Consider the following 22,933-nt stretch of genomic DNA (forward strand, 5'->3'; position numbering starts at 1 on the left):
GGTAGCTCGTCAGGCTCATAACCTGAAGGCCGCAGGTTCAAATCCTGCCCCCGCAACCAAATCACAGCCCCGTAGGTCAATCCTGCGGGGCTTTTTGCGTACCCACAACCTCACAGGTCTTTCGACAGGCGGCAAGCCGTCGTAAATAGCGTGAGCGTCCGGGGAGCTGTTTTGTAAGCGGCAAGCTATGGGCGACGCTGCACCGATCGTGTTCTGTGTTCGGTCCGATTGCGTTTGACGGTGAAAGGCCTATATCCTGTGATCAGCTCGATGGCTACGGTTATTGAGTGCAGGCAAGAGCATTCACAGGAAAAGCGGAGAACGATTTTCCGTCGAGTGTACGAAGAAACAATCAATCACCGTCGTCCCTTGTTCCCGTGAAACGAGGAGCGGCTCCGGGGCAGGGCAATCAAGGGCGATGTTGCAGACGTTTGACGTTGACCGGACGATCGGCTGTAACAGCGTGGACGGCCTGGGCTGTCCCGGTCGGTGGTGGCGCTAGAAAAGTACGATGGAAAAAAACCTTCTCCGCTATATTTGGCGCCATACGCGCAAGCAGCAGGTTTTCGTGCTGTCCATCGTGCTTATCTCGATGGTACCCTATTTCCTTGCGTTTGATTTGCCGAAGCGGATCATCAACGGCCCAATTCAGGGAAGCGGCTTCGAGACGCCAGACGCCACTGCGCGGTTCATGGCCTTCCATTACGATATTCCATTCATTGGCGGTTCTATTGGTTTCGCCGGGCTGGAACTGGACCGCATGGCCATGTTGATGGCCTTGAGCGGTGTGTTTCTGTTGCTGGTCATCGTCAACGGATTGTTCAAATTCTACATCAACACCTATAAGGGCAGGCTGGGAGAGAGATTGCTTCGGCGTATCCGCTACGAGCTGGTGGATCGTGTGCTTCGGTTTCCGCCGAGCTACGTCAAGCAGGTGCATTCCTCGGAAGTCTCCACGATGGTGAAGGATGAGGTGGAGCCCTTTGGGGGCTTTACCGGCGATGCCTTCGTCCAGCCCGCCATGCTGGGTGGGCAAGCGATTGCCGCGCTCTGCTTCATTTTCCTGCAAAGCTTCTGGCTCGGCATGATTGCCGGGGTCATGGTGGGAATGCAGGTCGGCATCATTCCCAAGATGCGCCGGCGTCTGATCACGCTAGGGCGGCAGCGTCAGATCACGGCGCGTCATCTGGCCGGGAAGGTCGGAGAAATTGTCGAGGGTATCGGCACAATTCACGCCTATGATACCTCCAATTATGAGCGCGCCGATGTGGCGCAGCGGCTTGGACATATCTACAAGATCCGCTTCGACCTTTATCAGTGGAAGTTTTTCGTCAAATTCTTCAACAACTTCCTCTCGCAGCTCACGCCGTTTCTGTTCTATTCGATTGGCGGATATTTTGCGTTGCGGGGCAGTCTCGATGTCGGTCAGCTTGTTGCTGTCATCAATGCGTATAAGGACCTTCCCGGGCCGCTGAAGGAGCTGATCGATTGGGATCAGTCCCGCCAGGACGTGCAGGTGAAATACGAGCAGGTGCTTGAGCAGTTCGAGCCGCCGCAAATGCTGGAGCCGGGCTTGCAGGCTTTGGTCGTGGCCACGGTTTGCGGGCAGGGCGAGGCGCTGGCGGCCCAGAACGTGACGCTGCTGGATGGCAGCGGAGCAAAGGTTGCCGAAGCGCTCTCGGTGAAAATCGAAGCCGGTCAGACCGTCGCCTTCATCGATAATCATGGCAACGGCGCCGAGATGCTGGCAGAGTCCTTCGGACGCCTTGTCTGGCCAGCCGCAGGCAAGGTCACGCTTGGTGAGAACGATCTTCTGGAGTTGCCGGAATCGGTCACTGGCCGTAGGATTTCCTACGTTTCCGCCGATGGTTATTTCTTTCACGGCAGCCTGAAGGACAATCTTGTTTATGGCCTGAAACATGCGCCCACGAACAGCGTGCATTATTCCGGCAAACAGGCCGTGCATCGGCGGTGGGAAGTCAGGGAGGCGCAACTTGCGGACAATTGCGACTTCGATCTCAATGCCGACTGGATTGATCGTGGCAGCACATCCGTTTTGACGGGTGGGCCGGATGACCTGAAGAATTCGGTGATCGGGGCGCTGAATGCGGTGCAGCTCACCCAGGATGTGATCGATATGGCGTTGCACACGATCATCGATCCGGCGGAATATCCGGACCTGACCGAGAAGGTGGTCGAGCTTCGTCTGGCGTTGCGTGATCAGTTGGAAAAGGAAGGTCTTTCCAACCTCGTCGTGCATTTCGATCCCAGCCGCTACAATGTGGAGGCAACAGTCGGCGAAAACCTGCTTTTCGGTGCGATGCGCCCGCTTGAAGGGGCGGTCGTGGGGGTTCATGAGAGCGATCACTTCTTTGATGCCCTCCGCAGCGCCGGATTGCTCGGGCTGCTCTACGACATGGGCGTCATGATCGCGGAAAACCTGGTGGAGATCTTTGCCGGCCTGCCTGCGGACCATCCGTTCTTTCAGCAGCTTGAAATTTTGACGGCCGAAGATGTGCAGGCCTATCAACAGATCCTGCAACGTCTCAAGGGCCGCAATCGTCCTGCTCCCGGCGAAAAGGAGCAGCGCGCCATGATCCGGCTGAGTTTCCGTTATATCGAACCGCGTTACCGCCTTGGTATCCTGACGACCTCCGCGATGGATGAGCTGGTGCGCGCGCGTGATCGCTTCCACGAACATCTGCCGCTTGAGTTGCGTGACAGGATCGAGCGCTACGATCCCCATCGTTATATCTCAGCCGCCACCCTTCGGGAAAACATCGTTTTCGGCAAGCTGGTCAACCGGAACGCGGATGCGCCCGCGAAATTCCGCAGGTTGGCGGTGCGGTTGTCGAAGGAAAAGGGGCTTCATGAGCGTTTGCTCGCCTTGGGGCTCGAATTCGATATTGGCAGTGGTGGCCGCCGCCTGACGATCGTGCAGCGCCACAAGCTCAATCTGGCTCGCGCTTTGGCACGGCGGTCGGATTTTTACGTCTTCAACAAGCCGCTTCCCGGTCTCGATCGGCGCGCTCAGGAGGAAATCGTCAAGGATGTGCTTGCATTTCTGCGCGAGCAAGACAATTATCCATCAATTATCTGGGTGCTTTCGAACACATCCTTGTCAAAAATGTTTGATAGAGTGGTGGTATTCGACCGAGGCTCGGTAGTCGCGGATGGTTCTTTCGAGACACTGGGCAATGAAAATGGTATCTTCAAAGCGTTGGTGGCCTGAAAAGGATCCGCCAGCATAGAGGAGCTGAGTTGCAGCCATGCTTTTGAATGACGAAGTCCAGCTGTTGAGAAAAGTGCCCTTCTTCGAGCGCGTGGATCCGTGCAAGCTGAAGCTGCTGGCCTTTGCCTCTCAGCGTGTCAGCTACAGCCGCGGCGACCTGGTTTTCGAGCAGGGCGATGGCGGAGATGCCGCCTATATCATCATTGAAGGGCAGGTTGATCTTATTGCCCATTCGCCTGCGGGCGATATAAAGATCGGCGAAGCCTCCTGCAATTCCATAATCGGCGAGATGGCCCTTCTCTGTGACGGTCCGCGCACCTCATCTGCCCGCGCCGCGACAGATGTTGAGGTTCTTCGTATTTCCAAGGATTGCCTTTCCAAGGTCATGGCCAACAATCCTCGTGTCAGCGTGGAAATAAGCCGGGCCCTTGCAGAACGCCTTCGAGTTGCGACCAGCGAACTCGACAGCAATCGTATTCGCCAAGCCGTTTTTGCGGAGTGATGCTTCCTTTTATTTCATGACCGAAATGCGGCGTCGGTGTCACATCCTCTGTTGGATGACATTGCTGTGATTGCGTGTGATGAAGACGTCACGGACAGCGAGCGTCGTTTAAAGCGCTTTTCGATCTGATTGAATGAGATCGGCGCTCTAACATGTTTTTATTGAAGCATAATCCTATCGATCCTCACAGCTACTGCATAATTCCTTAAATCGGAATCGATTTAAGGTGAAAATTATGCAGCAGATTTAAAGTGTTACAGCATCCTTCGTGCATTTGATAAAACGCACGGCGCTGTAAAGCACCACCGAAAGGTTGGGCGCTGCATATGCCTCATAAGATTTTTCGGTAGAAAAAATAACGATCCGGCTCGATATGTGGCAGGACCGGCAAAGGCTGCAATTGCGCGTTATCCAGCGGCAGCCCGCTTAGTGCATAGCCGCCGGGCAGCAACATGGCGGCGACCATGGACGGCAGCCAGGTGAGGGTGACAGCGTCCTTTTCGGGATAGCCTGTGCCGATATCGGCATGAACGAACGCAGCCTCCCCGGTCATGAAGGGCTTGCCCGCGCGATCGATTTCCCCAAGAACGAGATTGCCGTCGTCGGGAATGGAGCTTTTATGCGCGCCGAGCTGGCGATCAAAGGCCACGATGCGGCGGTGAGGGAAATTTTCCCGAATGTGGTTGAAGGTTCGGCCATTGCCCAGGCCAATTTCAAGAATGGTGCTCTCCGGCGGCAGCTCGCAATGATCGCGAATGTGATTGAGCATGTCGCGCTGGGCGCTCATGCGGTTTATGAAACTGTCCAGACGGCTCATGGTCAGGCCTTGATAATGGTGTCCGCGGCAATCAGGCGGCGGGCAAAGGCGTTGCGTGTATCGATGACGAGCGATGCATGGCGGGCAATGGCGTCGTAATCGACAGGATCGTGATCGGTTGCAATCAGTACGGCATCAAAGTCCGAAAGGGCTTGCGGGTTCCATTCGAGGCTTTTGCGGCCCCTCAGATGGCCGTATTCGCGGGTGCGGGGAATTTCGGGAATGAAAGGATCGAAATAGCTGACCTCGGCACCGCGCTCCAGCACCAGTTCCATCAGCTTCAGCGAGGGGCTTTCGCGAATGTCCGGCACGTTTTTCTTATAGGCCAGTCCGACAATCAGCACGCGGGAGCGGCTGAGCGCCTTGCCGAGGCGCCTGTCCAGGCCCTCGGCCAGCTTCTCCACCACATAATGCGGCATGGCCGTATTGATCTCGCCCGCCAGTTCGATGAAGCGGGTGGGCTGGTCGAATTCCCGCGATTTCCAGGTGAGGTAAAAGGGGTCGATGGGAATGCAATGGCCGCCAAGACCGGGGCCGGGATAGAAGGGCATATAGCCGAAGGGCTTGGTCTTCGCCGCATCGATCACCTCCCAGACATCGATGCCCATGGCGTCATAGACCAGCTTCAACTCGTTGACGAGGGCGATATTGACGGCACGGAAGATGTTTTCCGTCAGCTTTACCGCCTCTGCCGTGGCGGTGGAGGAAACCGGCACCACCGTTTTGACCACGGCTCCATAGAAGGCTTCCATCATTTTCGATGCCTCCGGCCCGTCGCCTGCGATGACTTTGGGAATGGTTGAGGTTTCGAAATCGCGGTTGCCGGGATCTTCCCGTTCCGGTGAAAAGCCGATGAAGAATTCTTCACCTGCGCGCAATTCGGAATTTTCGAGAATGGGCTTCACCACCTCTTCGGTGGTGCCGGGATAGGTCGTGGATTCCAGAACGATCAATTGGCCGGGTCTCAAGGCCCGGGCGATCTGGCGGCAGGTGTTTTCCACGAAGGAAAGATCGGGATCGCGATGGCGGGTGAGGGGGGTCGGCACGCAGATGGCGATGACATCACAATCCGACAATTGCAGGAAATCCGTGGTGGCGCTGAAACGGCCCGCTGCGGTCATCTCGCCAAGTACCGCGTCCGAAACGGCTTCGATGTAGCTTTTTCCCGCCTCGATGGCATCGATCTTCGAAGGATCGATATCGAAACCGAGAACGGAAAAGCCTGCCCTGGCAATGCTCATGGCCAAAGGCAGACCGACATAGCCCAGGCCAATAACGCCTGCCTTTGCGCGTTTGCTGGTGATGGCGGAGAGAAGCGCTTCGGCGTGGCGGGATTGCGACATGATGGAGGGCCTGCGTGATGTGAGAGAGGCCTTTCAGTTGCGGAGCCTTGCCGGGAAAGTCAAGCTTTGCAAGACATCGCAAGTGCGTGAATACGCATGAAAGGCGCAAAACCACTTGCATGACCACCCGGCGCTGACGCATGACATGGGCATGAAGATTGCTTTTTACGCGCCATTGAAATCACCAGACCATCCCGTTCCCTCGGGTGACAGGCTGATGGCGCGGCAACTGATGGCAGCCTTGCGGCTTGCCGGGCACGAGGTGGAACTGGCCTCGTCGCTGCGGGCCTTCCATGCCACGCCCGATACGCGGCTGGAAGGGTTTGAAGCTGCCGTTGAAGCTGAGGCTGAAAGGCTTCGGGTGCTTTGGCGTGTCGGGGGCAAGCCTGATCTCTGGTTTTGCTACCACCCCTATTACAAGGCCCCCGACCGTCTCGGCCCCATGCTGTCGCGTGAATTCGGGCTTGCCTATGTTACGGCGGAGGCCTCCTATTCCCATCGCCGCAACCTTGGCATCTGGGGAGAGTTTCAGGTGGAATTGCGCGAGACTGTGGCGCAGGCCGACGCCAACCTGCATTTCACCAACCGCGATGCGCGCGGGCTTGCGGAGGCCGTGCCGCAGGCCCGTCTTGAGCCCTTCTTTCCTTTCATCGACGCTGATCCCTTCCTGCGGAGAATGCCGCAGCCTGAAGATGGCCGGCTGGTGACGGTGGCCATGATGCGTCCGGGCGACAAGCTTAGCAGCTACCGGGCCCTGGCGGCAGCACTCCGGCACCTGCCGCCGACCGGCTGGACGTTGACGGTGATCGGCGATGGCTCGGCGCGGGCCGAGGTGGAAGCCTGTTTTGCCGGTCTCGATGACGGCCGGCTGGACTGGCGCGGACAAATGTCTGGCGAGGAGGTGGCGCAGGAGCTATCGCGGGCCAGTCTTTTTGTCTGGCCGGGCCATGGCGAGGCCTACGGGCTTTCCTATCTTGAAGCGCAGGCGGCGGGGTTGCCCGTGATTGCGGAGGCTGTGGCGGGCGTTCCGGAGGTGGTGGTTCATGGCGAGACGGGTTGGCTTGTACCGCCTGATGACGCGGTTGCCTTTGCCGACGCCATTGCCGCCTTGCTCGGCAACGCCGCGCGGCGGCAGTCGATGGGCCAGGCGGCGCGACGCTTTGTCATGGAAAAGCGTTCGCTTGGCGCGGCCGCACTGCGGCTGGAGGAAATCTTGAGACGGGTGCGGAATGGGTGAGAAAAGATTTCGGCAGGCGCTGGCAAGGGCGCAGGAGCAGGGCAAGCAGGTGCGCTTCTGGTGGCGCGATGACGATGCTGTCGCGCCCGGTCCGGCGCTGGACGAGCTTATCGAACTTGCCCGAAAATATCGCGTGCCGGTGACGCTTGCCGTCATACCGGCGCCAGCGGGCGAGGCTCTGGCTGAACGGGTGCGCAATGAGCCGATGGTTGGCTGTGCCCTGCATGGCTGGTCGCATGAAAATCATGCGGGTGCAGGGGAAAAAAAGCAGGAACTTGGTGCACATCGGGCCGCCAGCGACGTGCTGGGTGAACTTTCCATCGGGCTGACCAAGCTGGAAAGCCTGTTTGGGCCTTCCTTCCATCCCATGCTGGTGCCGCCATGGAACCGCATTTCACCGGCGCTGGTGCCGCATCTGTCCGGGATCGGCATCCGGGCCCTTTCGGTGTTCGGGGCCGAGCGGCCGGATGCGGCTTTGCCGCTGTTCAATACCCATGTGGATGTCATGGACTGGCACGGCACGCGCGGCGGGCGCGATGCCGCTATGCTCTTCGATGAACTGGCTGACTGGATGGAGCGGGACTGGCCGCTCATCGGCCTTCTCACCCATCATCTCGTGCATGACGATGCGGCTTGGCAATTTCTGGACCGGCTTTTTTGTCTGACCGGCGAACATCCGGCCTGCATCTGGCTGGGCTGTGAAGATCTGATGACGGCTTGCGAGGGGTAGGCAGGGTGCAAGGGCTTTCGGCGCGCTACCAGGATTTCCATCCGATCAGAAATCCCCGCGCCACACGGTCTGCCTGTTTGCGGGCTTCTTCGACGGCGCTGAAGGGTGCGCGGCGTGGCAGGTTGGCGGCCACCAGCGTGCAATCGGGCAAGGTAACAGTGGTGGAACGCAGGATCAGCGTGAAAAGAAGCGGACCGGTAGACCACCATGCCGGGGCATCCGGCAGTCGCGCCATGGCCTGCGGCATGGCCTCCAGCAGGCGGGTGAAGACGAGATGGCCGGGCGGGCTGGCAATGAAGGAATTGGTGAGCAGAAGCGGGCCGAAACCTGTCAGCCGGGGCGTGTCCTCCGGCAGGGCCGAGAGGCCGATCAGCGGGTGGCAGTCGGCAAGACTTGCCCCGTCGCGGGCCGGATACCAGTCGCAATCGAGATAAACACCGCCTTGTTGCGACAGAATGAGATAGCGCGCCACGTCCACCGCGCCCGGATAATCGCCCCGTGCCAGCATGGCCTGAAAGCTCGGATGGCGGTCGAAGCCTTGCCGGGCGAGGTCAGCTTCACGCCACAGGCGCCATTCGAAGCCATGGCTCTTGCAATGGGCCTGCCATGCCGCGGTGGCGGGAGGCAGGGGCAGATCGCCGAGCCAGATCTGATGGACAACCCTTGGAACGGGCTGCCGGTTGATGTCCGTCATGGCATTGCGGCTGCCTTCGTGGAAGGTGGCCAGATCGGCCAGAACGGCTGGATGCGGCACAAGCAGATATTGCAGGGCGGCGATCTCGCGCATGTCCCGCCGCAGCTTGGCCAGTTTCAGCCGGGTGGAGTGCAGCTTGCGCGGCTCGCCAAGGGCCGTCAGCGGCCCTGGTTCGCCTTTTTCCAAAAGCTCGCGATCGGCCGCCAGCCTTTCCAGTAAGGCAAGTGCATCGCCATGCTGACCAGCCTGTGCAAGCCCAACCGCCTGCTCCAGAATGGCGCGGAGTTTTTCGCGCGGTTTTTGCATATCGTTCATGAAGCTGGCCTAATGATTTGCAGCGGCTCGAGGCGTTTTGCGCATTGAGAGCGTTAGAGCATTTTCAGGAAAAGTGGAAACCGGTTTTCCGTTTGAAAATGCGTTAAAGGGAAAGACCGAGCATTTTCAGGAAAAGTGGAAACCGGTTTTCCGTTTGAAAATGCGTTGAAAGAAAAAGTGGTTTGGCAAGACGGCCTGAAGATTGACGCGAAGGGTCATTGTTTCAGTCATGGACAGTCCGTAAAGGGTCATATAGCCTGCTTGATAAAATATGGAAAAAGCCTTCAGGCCTCAGGCCGGGGGCAGGGGGCTGAACAGTAACATATGGTGGAAAGCTCAGATCTGCTGTCCGTTGATCGTCTTGCCGTGCGCTTTCCCTTGATCGGGGGCAGTCTGGAGGCGGTCCGTTCTTTCAGCATGAGGGTGCGGCCCGGCAGGGTCACGGCGCTGGTGGGGGAATCGGGATCGGGAAAATCCGTGATCGGCCGCTCGATCATGGGCATAGAGACCCCGATGGCCGAGCTTGGCGGGCGTGTCCTGTTTTGCGATCCTGACGGTGAGGGCCCGGTCGATCTTCTCGGCTTGAAGCGCGATGGCCGGCAGTTCCGCGCCATTCGCGGCAATCGCATCGGCATGATCTTCCAGGAGCCGATGACCTCGTTTTCGCCGGTTCACACCATCGGCAACCAGATTGAGGAAGTGTTGAAGGTCCACCGCGTGATGACGCCCGCCGAGCGGCGTGCGGCGGTGGAGGACATGCTTGGCCTTGTCGGCTTCGAAAAGCCGGGCCGCGTCTTCGACATGTATCCATTTGAACTCTCGGGCGGAATGCGCCAGCGCGCCATGATCGCCATGGCGTTGATCTGCCGTCCCGCACTTCTGATTGCCGACGAGCCGACGACAGCCCTGGACGTGACCATCCAGGCGCAGATTCTGAAACTCCTGAAGGAGTTGCAGGAAAAGCTGAACATGGCTGTCCTGCTCATTACCCACGATCTTGGCGTGGTTGCCTCCATGGCCGATGAGGTTGTGGTGATCTATCGCGGCGAGGTGATGGAATCGGGGCCGGTGGAGGCGATTTTCCGCAATCCGCAGCACGCCTACACAAAAGGTCTGATGGCAGCCGTGCCGCATTTCGAGATGCAGCCGGAAGAGAGGCTGAAGCCGCTTCGCGAGATCCGCACGGATGCCCGCAACCTGCTTGCCTGCGAAAGCCGCGCTGTTTCGCAAAGCGAGGTGCTGTTAACGGTGCGCAACGTTACAAAGAGCTTTGTGCCGAAAGGCGCAAGCGGGCTGTTTTCCGCGCCCGGCGAGCGGGTGCTGGCGGTCAATGACGTTTCCTTCGACATCAGGCGTGGCGAGACGCTGGGTTTGGTGGGGGAGAGCGGCTGCGGCAAGACGACGCTTTCGAAGATATTGATGCGTGGCCTTGGCGCCGATTCCGGCGAAATCACCTTTCATGGTGGTGATGGCGACATCGATGTGCTCCATGCAAAAGCCACGGCGTTGAAGACGCTGCGCAAGCGTATCCAGATGGTGTTTCAGGATCCTGTGTCTTCGCTTTCGCCGCGCATGACGGTGCGCGGCATTGTCGGCGAGCCGTTGGAAATCCATCACCGCGCCAAGGGACCGGAAAGGCTGGAGGCGGTGCGCCGGTTGATTGCCGCCATCGGTCTGCCAGAAACGGCGCTGGGGCGTTACCCGCACAGTTTTTCCGGCGGCCAGCGCCAGCGTATCGGCATTGCGCGTGCGCTGGCGCTCAGGCCCGACCTTGTTATTTGCGACGAGCCGGTCTCGGCGCTCGATGTTTCGGTGCAGGCGCAGATCCTCAACCTGATGAAGGATCTGAAAAGCGAACTTGGCCTGACCTACCTCTTCATTTCCCACAATCTCGCGGTGGTCAATTACATGGCAGACCGCGTGGCGGTGATGTATGCCGGGCGCATCGTGGAGATTGCGCCTTGCGAGGTCATCATGCGCCGTCCGGTGCATCCCTATACAAAAAAGCTTCTGGCGGCCGTGCCGATGGCCGACCTTGAGCATCCCCTCGACTTTTCGCTGATTGGCGAACCTTCTGCCGCAGCCCGCAAGAAATGGGCAAGGCAATTCCATGATGAGGGCGATCCGGCCAATCTTGCCCATGCCGATCTCGGCGGCGGCCATCTGGTGCTGGCCCGCCGCAATGTCGATGCAGGGGAGCTGATGCCGTGATCACCCGCCGCCAGAGCCTTGCCCTTTTGGGGGCCGCAGCCCTTCACCCGAAATTGGCATTGTCCGCGCCCGAGACGGCGTTGCGCGAGCCGGAGATTCTGCGCGATGCGGTGGCGGCCGGAAAGCTTCCGCCGATGACCGAGCGTCTGCCGCGTCTGCCGCGTGTTGTCACGCTGTCCGATCCCGACCGGCAACCCGGCAAATATGGCGGCACGCTCCGGCGCCTGATCGGCGGGCCACGTGATATTCGCTACATGCCCATCGACAGCTATTGCAGGCTCGTCGGCTATGACCGGCAATTCCGTTTCGTGCCCGATATTCTGGCTGCTTTCGAAGTGGAAGAGGAGCGTGTCTTTACCTTCCACCTGCGCCCCGGACACCGCTGGTCGGATGGCAGTCCCTTCACGACGGAGGATTTCCGTTATGTCTGGGAGGATATGTTCCACGAAAAGAAACTGCACAAGGGTGGCACCCCGACGGTGCTGAAGGTGCGTGACAAGGAGCCGCGTTTCGAACTCATCGACGACGTGACCCTGCGTTATAGCTGGGACGATCCCAATCCGGATTTTCTGGCGGAACTGGCCTCTCCGGTAGCAACCCGGTTGATGATGCCCTCCGCCTATCTCAAGCAGTTTCACCGGAAGTACCAGAGCAAGGAAAAGCTGGAGGAACTGGCGCTTGCCAATGGCGTGGAGGACTGGGTGGCGCTGCACCAGAAGATGTCGCGTGCCGTGCGGCCGGAAAATCCCGATCTGCCGACGCTTGATCCCTGGATGCCCCGCACGGCCCCGCCCGCGCAGCAATTCGTCTTCGACCGCAACCCCTATTTCCACCGTATCGATGAAAACGGCCTGCAATTGCCTTATCTGGACCGGGTCGTCATGAATGTGGGCTCGGGCGATCTCGTTTCCGCCAAGACGGGCACGGGCGAAAGCGACCTGCAAATCACCAATATCGATTTCGGCGATTATACCTTCCTGAAAAGCGCCGAAAAGCGTTATCCGATCAAGGTGGAGTTGTGGAAGCGCACGCAAGGCTCCCGCGTGGCGCTCATTCCTAATCTGAATTGCAAGGATCTTATCTGGCGGCAGGTGCTGTGGGATGCGCGGGTGCGCCGGGCGCTGTCGATTGCCGTCAATCGCGACGAGATCAACAAGGCGGTGTTTTTCGGCCTTGGGCAGCCCAGCGCCAACACGGTGCTGCCGGAAAGTCCGTTGTTTCGCGAGGAGTATCGCAAGGCCTGGACGAATTTCGATCCTGACGAGGCCAATCGCCTGCTGGACGAGGCGGGGCTCACGCGCGATGGCCGCCACGGGCTTCGCTACCTCAGTGACGGCAGGCCCTGCCATCTGATTATCGAGACCACCAGCGAGGCGGGTTTCGAAGCCGATGTGCTGGAGCTGATTACCGATCACTGGCGTCGCATCGGTTTTCGGGTGTTTGTGCATGTCTCGCATCGCGAACTCTTCCGCCGCCGCATCGTCAATGGCGAAACGGTCATGGCCGTGTGGTGGGGTCTGGATAATGGCGTGCCGACCGCCGACATGTCGCCGCGCGAACTGGCGCCCACGGCGGACGATCAGCTTCACTGGCCGCTCTGGGGCCTGCATTTTCTCTCAGGGGGCGGCGATGGGCGCCCGCCGGAACTGCCGGAGGCGCAGAAGCTGCTGGAGCTTTATCATGGCTGGCGGCGTGCGGCGGCGGGTCAGGAGCGCGAGGCCATCTGGCATGAAATGCTGGCGCTTTTCACCGATCAGGTCTTCACCATCGGTCTGATAAACGGCACGGTGCAGCCGGTGGTGCGCGCCAGCAGATTGCGCAACCTGCCGCAGCACGGCCTGTTCGGTTTCGATCCCACCTCCTATCTCGGCGTCTATATGCCGGATACCTTCTGGTATGAGGGAGACGCCTGATGCTGCGATATATCCTCTGGCGCATCGCGGTGATGATCCCGACCCTGATCATGATCTCCATGCTGATCTTCACCATCATCGAATTGCCCCCCGGCGATTATTTCGAAAGCTATGTGGAGGAAATGCGGGCCATCGGCGAAAAGGCCGATATGCAGGAAATCGAGGAATTGCGCGCCCGCTATGGCTTCGACAAGCCCGCGCCAGTCCGCTATTTCAACTGGATCACCGGCTTTGCGCAGGGCGATTTCGGCTATTCCTTCGAATACCGGATGCCGGTGGCCTCTGTGGTGGGAGACAGGGTGTGGCTGACCATTGTGGTTTCCACCGTGACAATCGCGCTCACCTGGCTGATTGCCTTTCCCATCGGCATCTATTCCGCCACCCATCAATATAGCTGGGGCGATTACGGCCTGACCTTGCTCGGGCTGATCGGCATTGCAGTGCCGAATTTCATTCTGGCGCTGGTGATGATGTATTTCGCCAATATCTGGTTCGGCATTTCCATCGGCCATTTGATGGACCCGGAATATCTGATGAAGCCGATGAGCTGGGCCAAGGCCCAGTCCATTCTCGAACATATCTGGATTCCGGTCATCATCATCGGCACGGCGGGAACGGCGGGCATGGTGCGGCGGGTGCGCGCCAACCTTCTGGACGAGCTGAACAAGCAATATGTCATGACCGCGCGCGCCAAGGGCCTGCATCCCTTCAAGGTGCTGATGAAATATCCGCTGCGGCTGTCGTTGAACTTCTTCATTTCCGACATCGGTTCAATACTTCCTGCCATCATTTCCGGGGCGGAAATCACCGCCGTCGTGCTGTCGCTGGAAACCACCGGCCCCATGCTGATCCGCGCCTTGCAAAATCAGGACATGTATCTGGCAGGCTCCTTCCTGATGTTTCTGGCGGTGCTGACGGTGGTGGGTGTTCTGGTGTCGGACATTGCACTTGCGCTGCTCGATCCGCGCATCCGCTTGCAGGGAGGCAGGACCCGATGACCGGCGCCCCGATCAAACAGACCGCCATGGAGCATTATGTTTCCTCCGCTCCTTTCGATCCGGACGCCGAAGAAAGCCGGGAGCTGACGCGGGGATCGCGGCTCGATCAGGCCTCGCAGCTCAAGCTGACCTGGTGGCGTTTCCGCCGTCACCGGATTGCCTATTACTCCGGCCTGCTTTTGCTGGCCGCCTATTTCATGATCGCCTTCGTGGAATTCATTGCGCCCTACAATGTGCATTCCCGGCATGTGGATTTCATCTATGCGCCGCCGCAGCAGGTGCATTTCTTCGACAAGGGCCGCTTCGTCGGGCCATTCGTCTATGGCCGCAGCATGGCGCTGGATATGGATACGCTTCAGCGAAACTATCGCGATGAGCCGGATCAGGTGCAGAAACTGCGGTTTTTCTGCGCGGGCGATCCCTATCTCTTCTGGGGGTTCATCGAAGGCAATCGCCATCTCGTCTGCCCGGCAGAGGGCGGGCAGCTTTTCCTGATGGGCACCGACCGGCTCGGCCGCGACGTTCTTTCCCGCATCATTTACGGGGCGCGGGTTTCGCTGACCATCGGCCTTCTCGGCGTCATGACCAGCTTCGTTCTCGGCGTCGTGATTGGCGGGCTTGCCGGATATTGGGGCGGCTGGTTCGATCTTGTCGTGCAGCGCATCACCGAAGTCCTGCAATCCATTCCCAGCATTCCGTTGTGGCTGGCCATGGCAGCCATCATGCCGCCGGACTGGAGCCCTTTCTTGGTCTATCTGGGCATCACCTTCATTCTGGGACTTCTGGATTGGACGGGGCTTGCACGCGCCGTCCGCTCCAAACTTCTGGCGCTGCGCGAGGAGGATTACGTGATGGCCGCGCAAATGATGGGGGCCGGCACCCGGCGCATCATCGGGCGCCATCTCATTCCCGGCTTCATGTCGCACCTCATTGCCAGCGCCACGCTGACGGTGCCGGGCATGATTCTCGGAGAAACGACGCTGAGCTTCCTGGGGCTTGGCCTTCGCGCGCCCATCACCAGTTGGGGCGTGCTGTTGACGGAGGCCCGCTCCGTCAATGTCATAGCGCTTTATCCCTGGCTGCTCTGGCCGGTGGTTCCCGTGATCGTGATCATTCTTGCCTTTAATTTTCTGGGAGACGGGCTCAGGGATGCGGCCGATCCTTACAAGTAATGTCAGGGCATTTTAACTGAACCTGATGTATGGACACAGACAAAACGCCGGTGGCAAAAGGACATGCGCCCTCTCCAGGGGCGCTGATAAAACGGAAGGAACCGAAAGGCCGCCGGTGCGTTTGCCGGTTCTGCCGTGCGGCTCCCGCCTTCCGAAAGCGACGCAACGAAGATCACCGGCCTTTGCGCAACAAGCGCGAAGGCTTCCGAATTTTAGGAAAGCGACCAATGTCGAGACGCCTGGCAAACGCTCGTATCCTCATGTACAGCCACGATACTTTCGGACTTGGCCATTTGCGCCGATGTCGCACCATTGCCCATGCGCTGGTGGAAGAATATCGCGGGCTTCAGGTTCTCATCATTTCCGGAGCCACGATTGCCGGAGCCTTCGATTATCGCGCGCGGGTTGATTTCGTAAAAATCCCCAGCGTCATCAAGCTGCGCAATGGCGATTACACCTCCATGGACGGGCATATCGACATCCAGGAAACGCTGCGGATGCGCCAGTCGATCATTCGCTCCACGGCGGAAACCTTTCAGCCGGACATGTTCATCATCGACAAGGAACCACTTGGCCTTCGCGGCGAGGTGGAAGAGACGCTTGCCTATCTGAAGACGCGCGGCGCCTCGCTGGTGCTGGGTCTGCGCGATGTCATGGATGCGCCCCACCTTCTCGATGCGGAATGGAAGCGCAAGGATGTCATGGGCCGCATTGGCCAGCTCTATGACGATATATGGGTTTACGGGCCGCCGGATTTCTACGATCCGCTGACGGGTCTGGATGTTCCCGCCTCGGTGCGCGGCAAGATGCAGTTCGTGGGTTTTCTGCAACGCAAATGTTCTCCGGCGCGGCGGGCGCGCAATAGCCGCGAGGATTATCTGCTGGTGACAACGGGTGGCGGCGGTGACGGTGCCGATCTCGTGCGCAATGTCATTGCCGCCTATGATGCCGATCAGACGCTGACCCAGAAGGCGCTCGTCGTGCTTGGTCCCTATATGCCCGCCGAGCAACGGCGCGAGTTCATGCAGGCCGCGGCAGGGAACGAGCGCCTGCACCTGATCGAATTCGACAATCGCATGGAGGATCTCATCGCGGGCGCAAAGGCGGTGGTGGCCATGGGAGGCTACAACACTTATTGCGAAATTCTTTCCTTCGACAAACCCGCCCTGATCGTACCACGCACCGCACCGCGTCAGGAGCAGTTGATCCGGGCCTTGCGGGCTACCGAACTGGGGCTGGTCGGCATGGCCGATGATGAAGAGGCGGCCGATCCGCAGCGCTTTGCCGCCGCCCTTCGCGAGGTGCTGAAACGGCCCCCGCCCTCGGTGACGGCTCCGGACTTGCATCTGGAAGGGCTAACCCATATTTCCCGTATCGTGGCAGAGCGCCTGAAGGCGCGGCAGGCTCAGCATCTGAGCCTTGTACGGGGTTAGGCGTGCAGGACAAGAAAACGATACTGGTTCTTTTGAAAGGTTATCCGCGCCTTTCCGAAACCTTCATTGCCCAGGAATTGCTGGGGCTTGAGCAGGCGGGACACCGGCTGGTGCTGGTGGCCATGCGACGCCCGACAGACAAGAAGCGTCACCCGGTGCATGATGAAATTCAGGCGCCGGTGCATTACCTGCCCGAATATCTGCATGAGGAGCCGCTGCGGGTTTTGAAAGCGATGTGGAAGGTCATGCGGATGCCGGGCAGGACGGCGGCTCTTTCGCAGTTTTTGCGGGATCTGCCGCGTGATGTCAGCCGCAATCGCTTTCGCCGGTTCGGTCAGGCCGCCGTTCTGGCGGCGGAATGGCCGGGCGATGCAGGCTGGCTGCACGCGCATTTCATCCACACGCCGGCTTCCGTGGCGCTTTATGCCAGTCTGTTGCGGGGCATGGGGTGGTCTGTTTCGGCCCACGCCAAGGACATATGGACCTCTGCCGATTGGGACATTGCCGAAAAGCTTGACCGCGCCGATTGGGCGGTGACGTGTACGCAGGCCGGTTTCACGCGGCTGAACGCGCTTTCGGGCGCGCGGCAAAACGTGCATCTCTCCTATCACGGGCTCGATCTTAAGCGTTTTCCGGCCTTCGACGCCCCCCGCAGCCAGCGCGACGGCAGCGATAGGTCAGAGCCGGTGCGCCTGCTCAGCGTTGGCCGCGCGGTGCGCAAAAAGGGGTATGACGTGTTGCTGCGGGCGCTTTCGAGCCTGCCGCGCGACCTCAACTGGCGCTTCACCCATATCGGGGGTGGCGAGGAACTGGTTCGCCTCAAGGCATTGGCAGACGAACTCGGCCTTGCGGAACGGATCGACTGGAAAGGGGCCATGGACCAGCGGGACGTGCTTTCGCATTACCGTGAAAGCGATCTTTTCTGCCTTGCCTGCCGCATTACCGAAGACGGCGACCGCGACGGCCTGCCCAATGTGCTGGTGGAGGCGGCAAGCCAGGGGTTGATGGCGGTGAGTACGACGGTTTCAGGCATTTCCGAATTGTTTTCGGATGGCGAGAATGCCCTGCTCGTTGCTTCAGAAGATCCTGCCGCGCTGGCTCTTGCCTTGGAAAATGCCATGCGTCACCCTGAGCGCCGTCACGCTTTGGGCAGCGCGGCGGCGGCGCGGGTGCGCCGTGATTTCGATTATCGCAACAGCATTCGCGATCTCACGCGGCTGTTTGCCGAAAGCTGGAGCCGACGGGCATGAAGGGCGAAGTGCGCCGGGTGTTTTTCTATGTGCAGCATCTGCTGGGAATAGGCCATCTGGCCCGCGCCAGCCGGATTGCCGCCGCCATGGTGGAAGAGGGCATGGCCGTGACCATGGTTACAGGCGGCGCGCCCGTGAAGGGTTTTCCCGGTCCCGGCATCGAACATGTGCAACTGCCCGCTATCCTCAGTGCCGATGGCGGCTTTTCCGGGCTTGTCGATGAGCGTGGCCAACCGGTCGATACGGCCTTCGAGGCGGCGCGCGCCAAGCTGCTGCTGGCCGCCTTCGAGGGCGTGCAGCCGGACGCCGTGATCATCGAGGCCTTTCCCTTCGGGCGCCGGCAGGTGCGCTTCGAATTGCTGCCGCTTCTTGAGGCTATTGGCAAGGCAGGCAAGAGACCGCTGTTGTTTGCATCCATTCGCGACATTCTTCAGGAAAACCGCAAAGCCGGACGCGACCGGGAAACGGTAGATCTGGTTCAGGCGCATTTCGATGGCGTTCTCGTGCATGGCGATCCTGATTTCATCCGGCTCGAGGAGACCTTCCCGCTGGCGAGCGAAATTCGCGACAAGGTGCTTTACACCGGGCTTGTGACGCCACCGCCACCCGAAGCTTCGGATGAGCATTTCGATTTCATCGTTTCGGCAGGCGGCGGGGCCGTTGGCGGCAGGTTGATTGCCGCAGCGCTTGAGGCCTCCGCGCTTCTGGGCGGCGATGAACGCTGGTGCGTCATTACCGGGCCCAATCTGCCGGAAGCCGAATTCCAGCGCTTTCAGGCCGAAAGCCAGGGCCGTGTGGCGCTTTACCGCTTCCGCCCGGATTTTCCAGGCCTTTTGCCCAATGCGAAACTGTCCATTTCGCAGGCAGGCTATAACACGGTCTGCGATCTTCTGCGGGCGCGCTGCCCCGGCCTTCTCATTCCCTTTGCGGCAGGTGGCGAGACGGAGCAGACATTAAGGGCGGAAAAACTGAAGGCGCTGGGCCTTGCCGATGTGCTGCAAGAAGACGGGCTGACCGGCGAGGCCATGGCATTGGCCATTTCACGGGCGCGAAAGCTGCGCTTTCCCGCAAATCTCAGCATATCGCTGGATGGCGCCGCCACCACGGCCCGTCTTGTTCGTGGCTTCAACACCAATCACCCGCAGCCGACACCCGTGACGGCCTGATGGCAGGTTACGCGGGCACTTTCCGGCGGCGCCTTTCCGAAAACCTAAAAAGCTAACTCTCTGTTTTTACGCATTTCCGGGCGCAAGACCGAATGCACTTTTTCTGGAAATGCCCCTAGATCGGTTCATTGTTTCACGGAAACATTGAACCGATCTAACTATTTGTTTTTACGCATTTTCAGACGGAAAACCGGCTTCCACTTTTCCTGAAAATGCTCTAAAGCTTCAACTCCTGCGCATGGTCGCGATACCAGCGGACGGTGGCTTTTACGCCGTCGATCAGCGCGGTGGAGGGCTTTTGCCCGGTCAGCGCCAGCAGCAGATCGGGGCTGGCGAAGGTGCGCGGCACGTCACCCTTCTGCATGGGCAGCAGCGTGCGTTTGGCCTTTTGCCCCATCACATTTTCCAGCGTCTCGATAAAGTCCATCAGCGCCACGGGCTCGCCGCCGCCGATATTGACGATGCGGAAGGGGGCATTGTGCGACAGGGTGTCGATGTTTGCCGGGGCGGTGATGCGGTTTTCTTCCGCGGGTGCGATGGCGGAAAGGCCGATGATCGCGCTCACCAGATCATCGATATAGGTGAAATCGCGGCTCATCCGGCCTTCGCCGTAAATCTCGATGGCCTCATCGGCCAGCATGGCCTTCATGAATTTGAACAGCGCCATGTCCGGCCTGCCCCAGGGGCCATAGACGGTGAAAAAGCGGAAGGCGGTGGTGGGCACCCGGTAGAGATGGGCGTAGCTGTGCGCCATCAGTTCCATGCCCTTCTTGCTGGCGGCATAGAAGGTCATCGGTTCATCGGCGCGGTCGGTTTCCCGAAAAGGGATGGCGGGATTTGCGCCGTAGATCGATGAGGTGGAGGCCAGCATCAGGTGCTGCACGCCGATTTCGCGGGCAATGTCGATGACGTTCCACGAACCGACGAGGTTGGAACTGAGATAGGCCTGCGGATTTTCAAGGCTGTAGCGCACGCCGGCCTGGGCAGCCAAGTGAATGACGACATCGGGCGCGGCGGTGCGGATCGCCTGCTCCAGCCTTTCCCGGTCCTCCAGCATGGCGGTTATGCCTGTAAAACCGGGAAATTGTATAAGACCGGCAAGGCGGGCTTCCTTGAGGCGCAGATTGTAATAGGCGGTCATGCCGTCATAGCCCACCACCTCGTGACCGTCCTGCAACAGCCTGCGGGCGAGATGAAAGCCGATAAAGCCTGCTGTTCCGGTAATGAAATAGCGCACGGGCATGATCCTGACAGGTGAGAAGCGCCGCTGCATCTTTCATGCAGCGGCGCTTCTTATCGTTTTTTCATGGCAACGGAAAAGCCTTTTCCCTGAATGGCGCGGAAAAACTCAGGCCGCCATGGACCCTGCGCGGCGCTGGTCCTCCGGCTTGAGCTTGAACTGGTTGACAAGGTTCATCAGTTCGTCGGCCTCGTCGGCCAATTGGCGGGTGGCCGCATTGGTCTCTTCCACCATGGCGGCGTTGCGCTGGGTCATCTGGTCCATGCCGTTGACGGAGGAGTTGATTTCACCAAGCGCCACGGCCTGATCGCGGCTGCCGGAGACGATGGCTTCGACGCGCTGGGAAACCGTAACGATCTTGGCGGAAATTTCGCCCAGTACCGTGCCGGTGCGCTGCACCAGCTCCGAACCGGAGGCAACTTCCGTCGAGGATTTGTGAATGAGATCCTTGATCTGCTGGGCGGCGCCGGCAGAACGCTGGGCAAGTTCACGCACTTCCTGCGCCACCACCGCAAAGCCCTTGCCCGCTTCGCCCGCACGGGCGGCCTCGATGCCGGCATTGAGGGCCAGAAGGTTGGTCTGGAAGGCGATCTCATCGATCACGTCGATGATCTGCACGATCTGGCCCGAGGCCTCCTCGATACGTGTCATGGCGTTGATGGCATCCGTTACCACGCGGGAGGAGGTGTCGGCTGCGGTCTTGGTTTCGGTCACGATGCGGTTGGCGTCTTCAGCCTGTGCGGCGGAGGTCTTCACCGTCGAGGTGATTTCAGCGACGGCGGCGGCGGTTTCTTCCAACGAGGCGGCCTGCTGTTCGGTGCGCTTGGCAAGATCGTCTGCGGCCGAGCTCATTTCAGCGGCATTGCGCTGGATCATGAAGGTGTTGGAGCGAATGTTCGTCATCGTTTCCTGAAGACGCATGAGCGAACTGTTGAAGTCGGTGCGCAACTGCTCCAGGCGGCCATGGAATGGCGTATCGATCGTGGATGAGATGTCGCCATTCGCCAGACGGCCAAGGCCCGAGGCGAGCGCGCCGACGGCAAACTCGATCTGCCGGTCGGTTTCCTGTTTTTCCGCATCGTTGCGGCGGCGTTCGGCTTCGGCTTCGGCACGTTCGGCCGCGCTTTGCTTTTCGATCTCGATCTTGGAAAGGGCGTTCTGTTTGAAGACACCGAGCGCACGGGCCATCTCACCGATTTCATCGATGCGGGCTTCGCCGTTGATGCGAATATCCAGCACGCCTTCCGCCAGCCGCCGCATGGCGGCGGTGATCTGCCCGATCGGACCCTTGAAGGTCAGCACAAGGCCGATGCCTGCGAAAATCGAGATGAGGATGCCAAGGACCATCGCCCCGATGGAGATCGAATTGGCGTCCTGACGCTCTTCGCCCGCGCTGATTTTCTGCAATTCGGCGAAGCTGGTCAGCTGCTTCCAGATCTTGTCGAGGTCCGCCTTTGCCGTGGCGAAATTCTGCTGCCGGTCGAGGCTGGTCTTCACCAATGCGGCGCTGGCCTTGTCCATGCCGTCGATGGCGCCAAGCAGCTTGTCGCGGATCGGCTGGTAGAAATCCATCGTACCGGCGCTGCCATCCAGCGAGGTCAGCGTCTTGCGCATGGAAAGGAATTCCTGGGCGATGCGCTTGAGGTTCTCGTCCGTCGGCGCAAGCATGAAGCGTGCGGTGGTGATCTGAAGCGCATAGCCGGAATTGATAACGTTGCGGCCGTCATTCACCACGGCCTGCGCCTGTTCCATCGGCTTGTCCAGCGTGCCGAATTTCAGCGTCGCATCCTTCATCTTCTGCTGTGCGGCAAGGTTGAGATAGGCCGAAAGCTGCGTGAAATTGCGAAGCTTGACGGCCATGGCGTCAATGACCTCTTGCGACTTGTCACCCGCTGTCACGAGATCGGTAAGATCCTTGACCAGCGTTTCCACCGTCTTGGCGGCGGATTTGTTCTGGTCGGGCAGAGCTACGGCCAGAACACGCTGCTTGCTTTTCAGGTCTGGCATACTTGCCGCGACCAAAGCGAATTTTTCGTCGATGCTTTCGAGCTTGCCGAATTTCGAGTTGAGCTCGCTGAGGGCCGCGCTGGTGGACATGATGCGGTCGGCATCGCGGAGCATCTGCTTGGCCTGCGCTTCATCGTCATTGACGGTGCGCTGTAGCTTCTTCATGGCTTCGTTGAGGTTCACGCTGGTATTGACGACAGTCGCGAGGCCTTTCTGCATTTCCTTGATAAGGCCGGTTTCGGTTTCATGGATAGACCAGAGCGTGCCTATGCGATTGGTAATGCCATCGACGGCGTCGGCGGCATTTTCCAGCTCGGTGCGTCCTTCGGCCTCAGGCGTCAGGCGATCCAGCGTATCGCGCAGAACCTGCTGCTGCTCCTTGAGCTTGCCCGTAACCGCATCGCGCGTGGCGGGCGTGGTCTGGTCCAGAAAGTCGCTCATCGCGGCAGAGACGTCGCGGAAACCACTGAGAGACTGCAACACGCTGTTCGATAGCTCCATGCGCCCTTGCAGAAGTCCGGAAGCGTAAAGCCCGGTCAGGCCAACGGCGCTAATGGAGACAACGAAAGGCAGAATGAAGATCAGCACTTTGGTCTGGATGCGGAAACGCGACAGCACTCGATCAATCAACATCAATTTTGCTCCTCCAGTCCGCCCGCGATCATGTTCGCGG

Annotated in this window: 16 protein-coding genes; 11 read left to right on the forward strand and 5 right to left on the reverse strand. The window is 59.6% G+C overall.

Going from position 1 to position 22,933, the window contains the following annotated elements:
- Positions 1–511: 511 nt before the first annotated feature.
- Positions 512–3,232, forward strand: a complete 2,721-nt coding sequence (locus T424_RS0110995) for an ABC transporter transmembrane domain-containing protein (RefSeq protein ID WP_027487776.1) — start codon at positions 512–514, stop codon at positions 3,230–3,232.
- A 37-nt stretch (positions 3,233–3,269) separates the two neighbouring features.
- Positions 3,270–3,734 (forward strand): cyclic nucleotide-binding domain-containing protein, encoded by a 465-nt coding sequence (locus T424_RS0111000; protein ID WP_027487777.1) that lies wholly within the window; start codon positions 3,270–3,272, stop codon positions 3,732–3,734.
- Between the two features lie 331 nt (positions 3,735–4,065).
- Here the strand turns inward: T424_RS0111000 and T424_RS0111005 are convergent, their stop codons facing one another.
- Both T424_RS0111005 and T424_RS0111010 read right to left on the reverse strand, forming a co-directional pair.
- The gene (locus T424_RS0111005; RefSeq protein ID WP_027487778.1) at positions 4,066–4,551 is read right to left on the reverse strand and encodes a class I SAM-dependent methyltransferase; all 486 of its coding nucleotides are present in this window, start codon (positions 4,549–4,551) and stop codon (positions 4,066–4,068) included.
- 2 nt (positions 4,552–4,553) lie between these two features.
- The gene (locus tag T424_RS0111010) at positions 4,554–5,894 is read right to left on the reverse strand and encodes a nucleotide sugar dehydrogenase (protein WP_027487779.1); all 1,341 of its coding nucleotides are present in this window, start codon (positions 5,892–5,894) and stop codon (positions 4,554–4,556) included.
- 151 nt (positions 5,895–6,045) lie between these two features.
- On the opposite strand from T424_RS0111010, the gene T424_RS0111020 reads away from it, so the two are divergent.
- Both T424_RS0111020 and T424_RS0111025 read left to right on the forward strand, forming a co-directional pair.
- Complete coding sequence (locus T424_RS0111020; RefSeq protein WP_027487780.1) at positions 6,046–7,131, forward strand: glycosyltransferase family 4 protein; 1,086 nt, start codon at positions 6,046–6,048, stop codon at positions 7,129–7,131.
- Positions 7,124–7,861 (forward strand): polysaccharide deacetylase family protein, encoded by a 738-nt coding sequence (locus T424_RS0111025; protein ID WP_027487781.1) that lies wholly within the window; start codon positions 7,124–7,126, stop codon positions 7,859–7,861. The genes T424_RS0111020 and T424_RS0111025 overlap by 8 nt, the downstream gene beginning before the upstream one ends.
- Before the next feature lie 25 nt (positions 7,862–7,886).
- On the opposite strand, the gene T424_RS0111030 is transcribed toward T424_RS0111025, so the two are convergent.
- Positions 7,887–8,870, reverse strand: a complete 984-nt coding sequence (locus T424_RS0111030; protein WP_245269520.1) for a glycosyltransferase family 32 protein — start codon at positions 8,868–8,870, stop codon at positions 7,887–7,889.
- Positions 8,871–9,194: 324 nt separating this feature from the next.
- On the opposite strand from T424_RS0111030, the gene T424_RS0111040 reads away from it, so the two are divergent.
- The 7 genes from T424_RS0111040 to T424_RS20785 all read left to right on the forward strand — a co-directional run bounded on the left by T424_RS0111040 (position 9,195) and on the right by T424_RS20785 (position 19,013).
- Positions 9,195–11,081 carry an ABC transporter ATP-binding protein gene (locus T424_RS0111040; protein WP_027487783.1) on the forward strand — a complete coding sequence of 629 codons (1,887 nt, stop codon included), beginning with the start codon at positions 9,195–9,197 and terminating at the stop codon, positions 11,079–11,081.
- Positions 11,078–12,994: an ABC transporter substrate-binding protein gene (locus T424_RS0111045; protein WP_027487784.1), complete on the forward strand. Its 1,917-nt coding sequence runs from the start codon at positions 11,078–11,080 to the stop codon at positions 12,992–12,994. The genes T424_RS0111040 and T424_RS0111045 overlap by 4 nt, the downstream gene beginning before the upstream one ends.
- Entirely contained in the window at positions 12,994–13,992 is a 999-nt protein-coding gene (locus T424_RS0111050) for an ABC transporter permease (protein ID WP_027487785.1), read from the forward strand. The genes T424_RS0111045 and T424_RS0111050 overlap by 1 nt, the downstream gene beginning before the upstream one ends.
- Positions 13,989–15,164 (forward strand): ABC transporter permease, encoded by a 1,176-nt coding sequence (locus T424_RS0111055; protein WP_027487786.1) that lies wholly within the window; start codon positions 13,989–13,991, stop codon positions 15,162–15,164. The genes T424_RS0111050 and T424_RS0111055 overlap by 4 nt, the downstream gene beginning before the upstream one ends.
- Before the next feature lie 227 nt (positions 15,165–15,391).
- The gene (locus tag T424_RS0111060) at positions 15,392–16,597 is read left to right on the forward strand and encodes a glycosyltransferase family protein (RefSeq protein ID WP_027487787.1); all 1,206 of its coding nucleotides are present in this window, start codon (positions 15,392–15,394) and stop codon (positions 16,595–16,597) included.
- 2 nt (positions 16,598–16,599) lie between these two features.
- Positions 16,600–17,847 carry a glycosyltransferase family 4 protein gene (locus T424_RS0111065; RefSeq protein WP_027487788.1) on the forward strand — a complete coding sequence of 416 codons (1,248 nt, stop codon included), beginning with the start codon at positions 16,600–16,602 and terminating at the stop codon, positions 17,845–17,847.
- Positions 17,844–19,013, forward strand: a complete 1,170-nt coding sequence (locus T424_RS20785) for a glycosyltransferase family protein (RefSeq protein WP_051558934.1) — start codon at positions 17,844–17,846, stop codon at positions 19,011–19,013. Before T424_RS0111065 ends, T424_RS20785 begins: the two co-directional genes overlap by 4 nt.
- A gap of 217 nt (positions 19,014–19,230) precedes the next feature.
- On the opposite strand, the gene T424_RS0111075 is transcribed toward T424_RS20785, so the two are convergent.
- Positions 19,231–20,250, reverse strand: coding sequence for an NAD-dependent epimerase/dehydratase family protein (locus T424_RS0111075; RefSeq protein ID WP_027487789.1), 1,020 nt, complete (start codon positions 20,248–20,250; stop codon positions 19,231–19,233).
- Positions 20,251–20,361: 111 nt separating this feature from the next.
- Positions 20,362–22,893 carry a methyl-accepting chemotaxis protein gene (locus tag T424_RS0111080; RefSeq protein WP_027487790.1) on the reverse strand — a complete coding sequence of 844 codons (2,532 nt, stop codon included), beginning with the start codon at positions 22,891–22,893 and terminating at the stop codon, positions 20,362–20,364.
- Positions 22,894–22,933 lie beyond the last annotated feature (40 nt).

The sequence above is a fragment of the Allorhizobium undicola ORS 992 = ATCC 700741 genome (assembly GCF_000621665.1).
GTDB classification, from domain to species: domain Bacteria; phylum Pseudomonadota; class Alphaproteobacteria; order Rhizobiales; family Rhizobiaceae; genus Allorhizobium; species Allorhizobium undicola.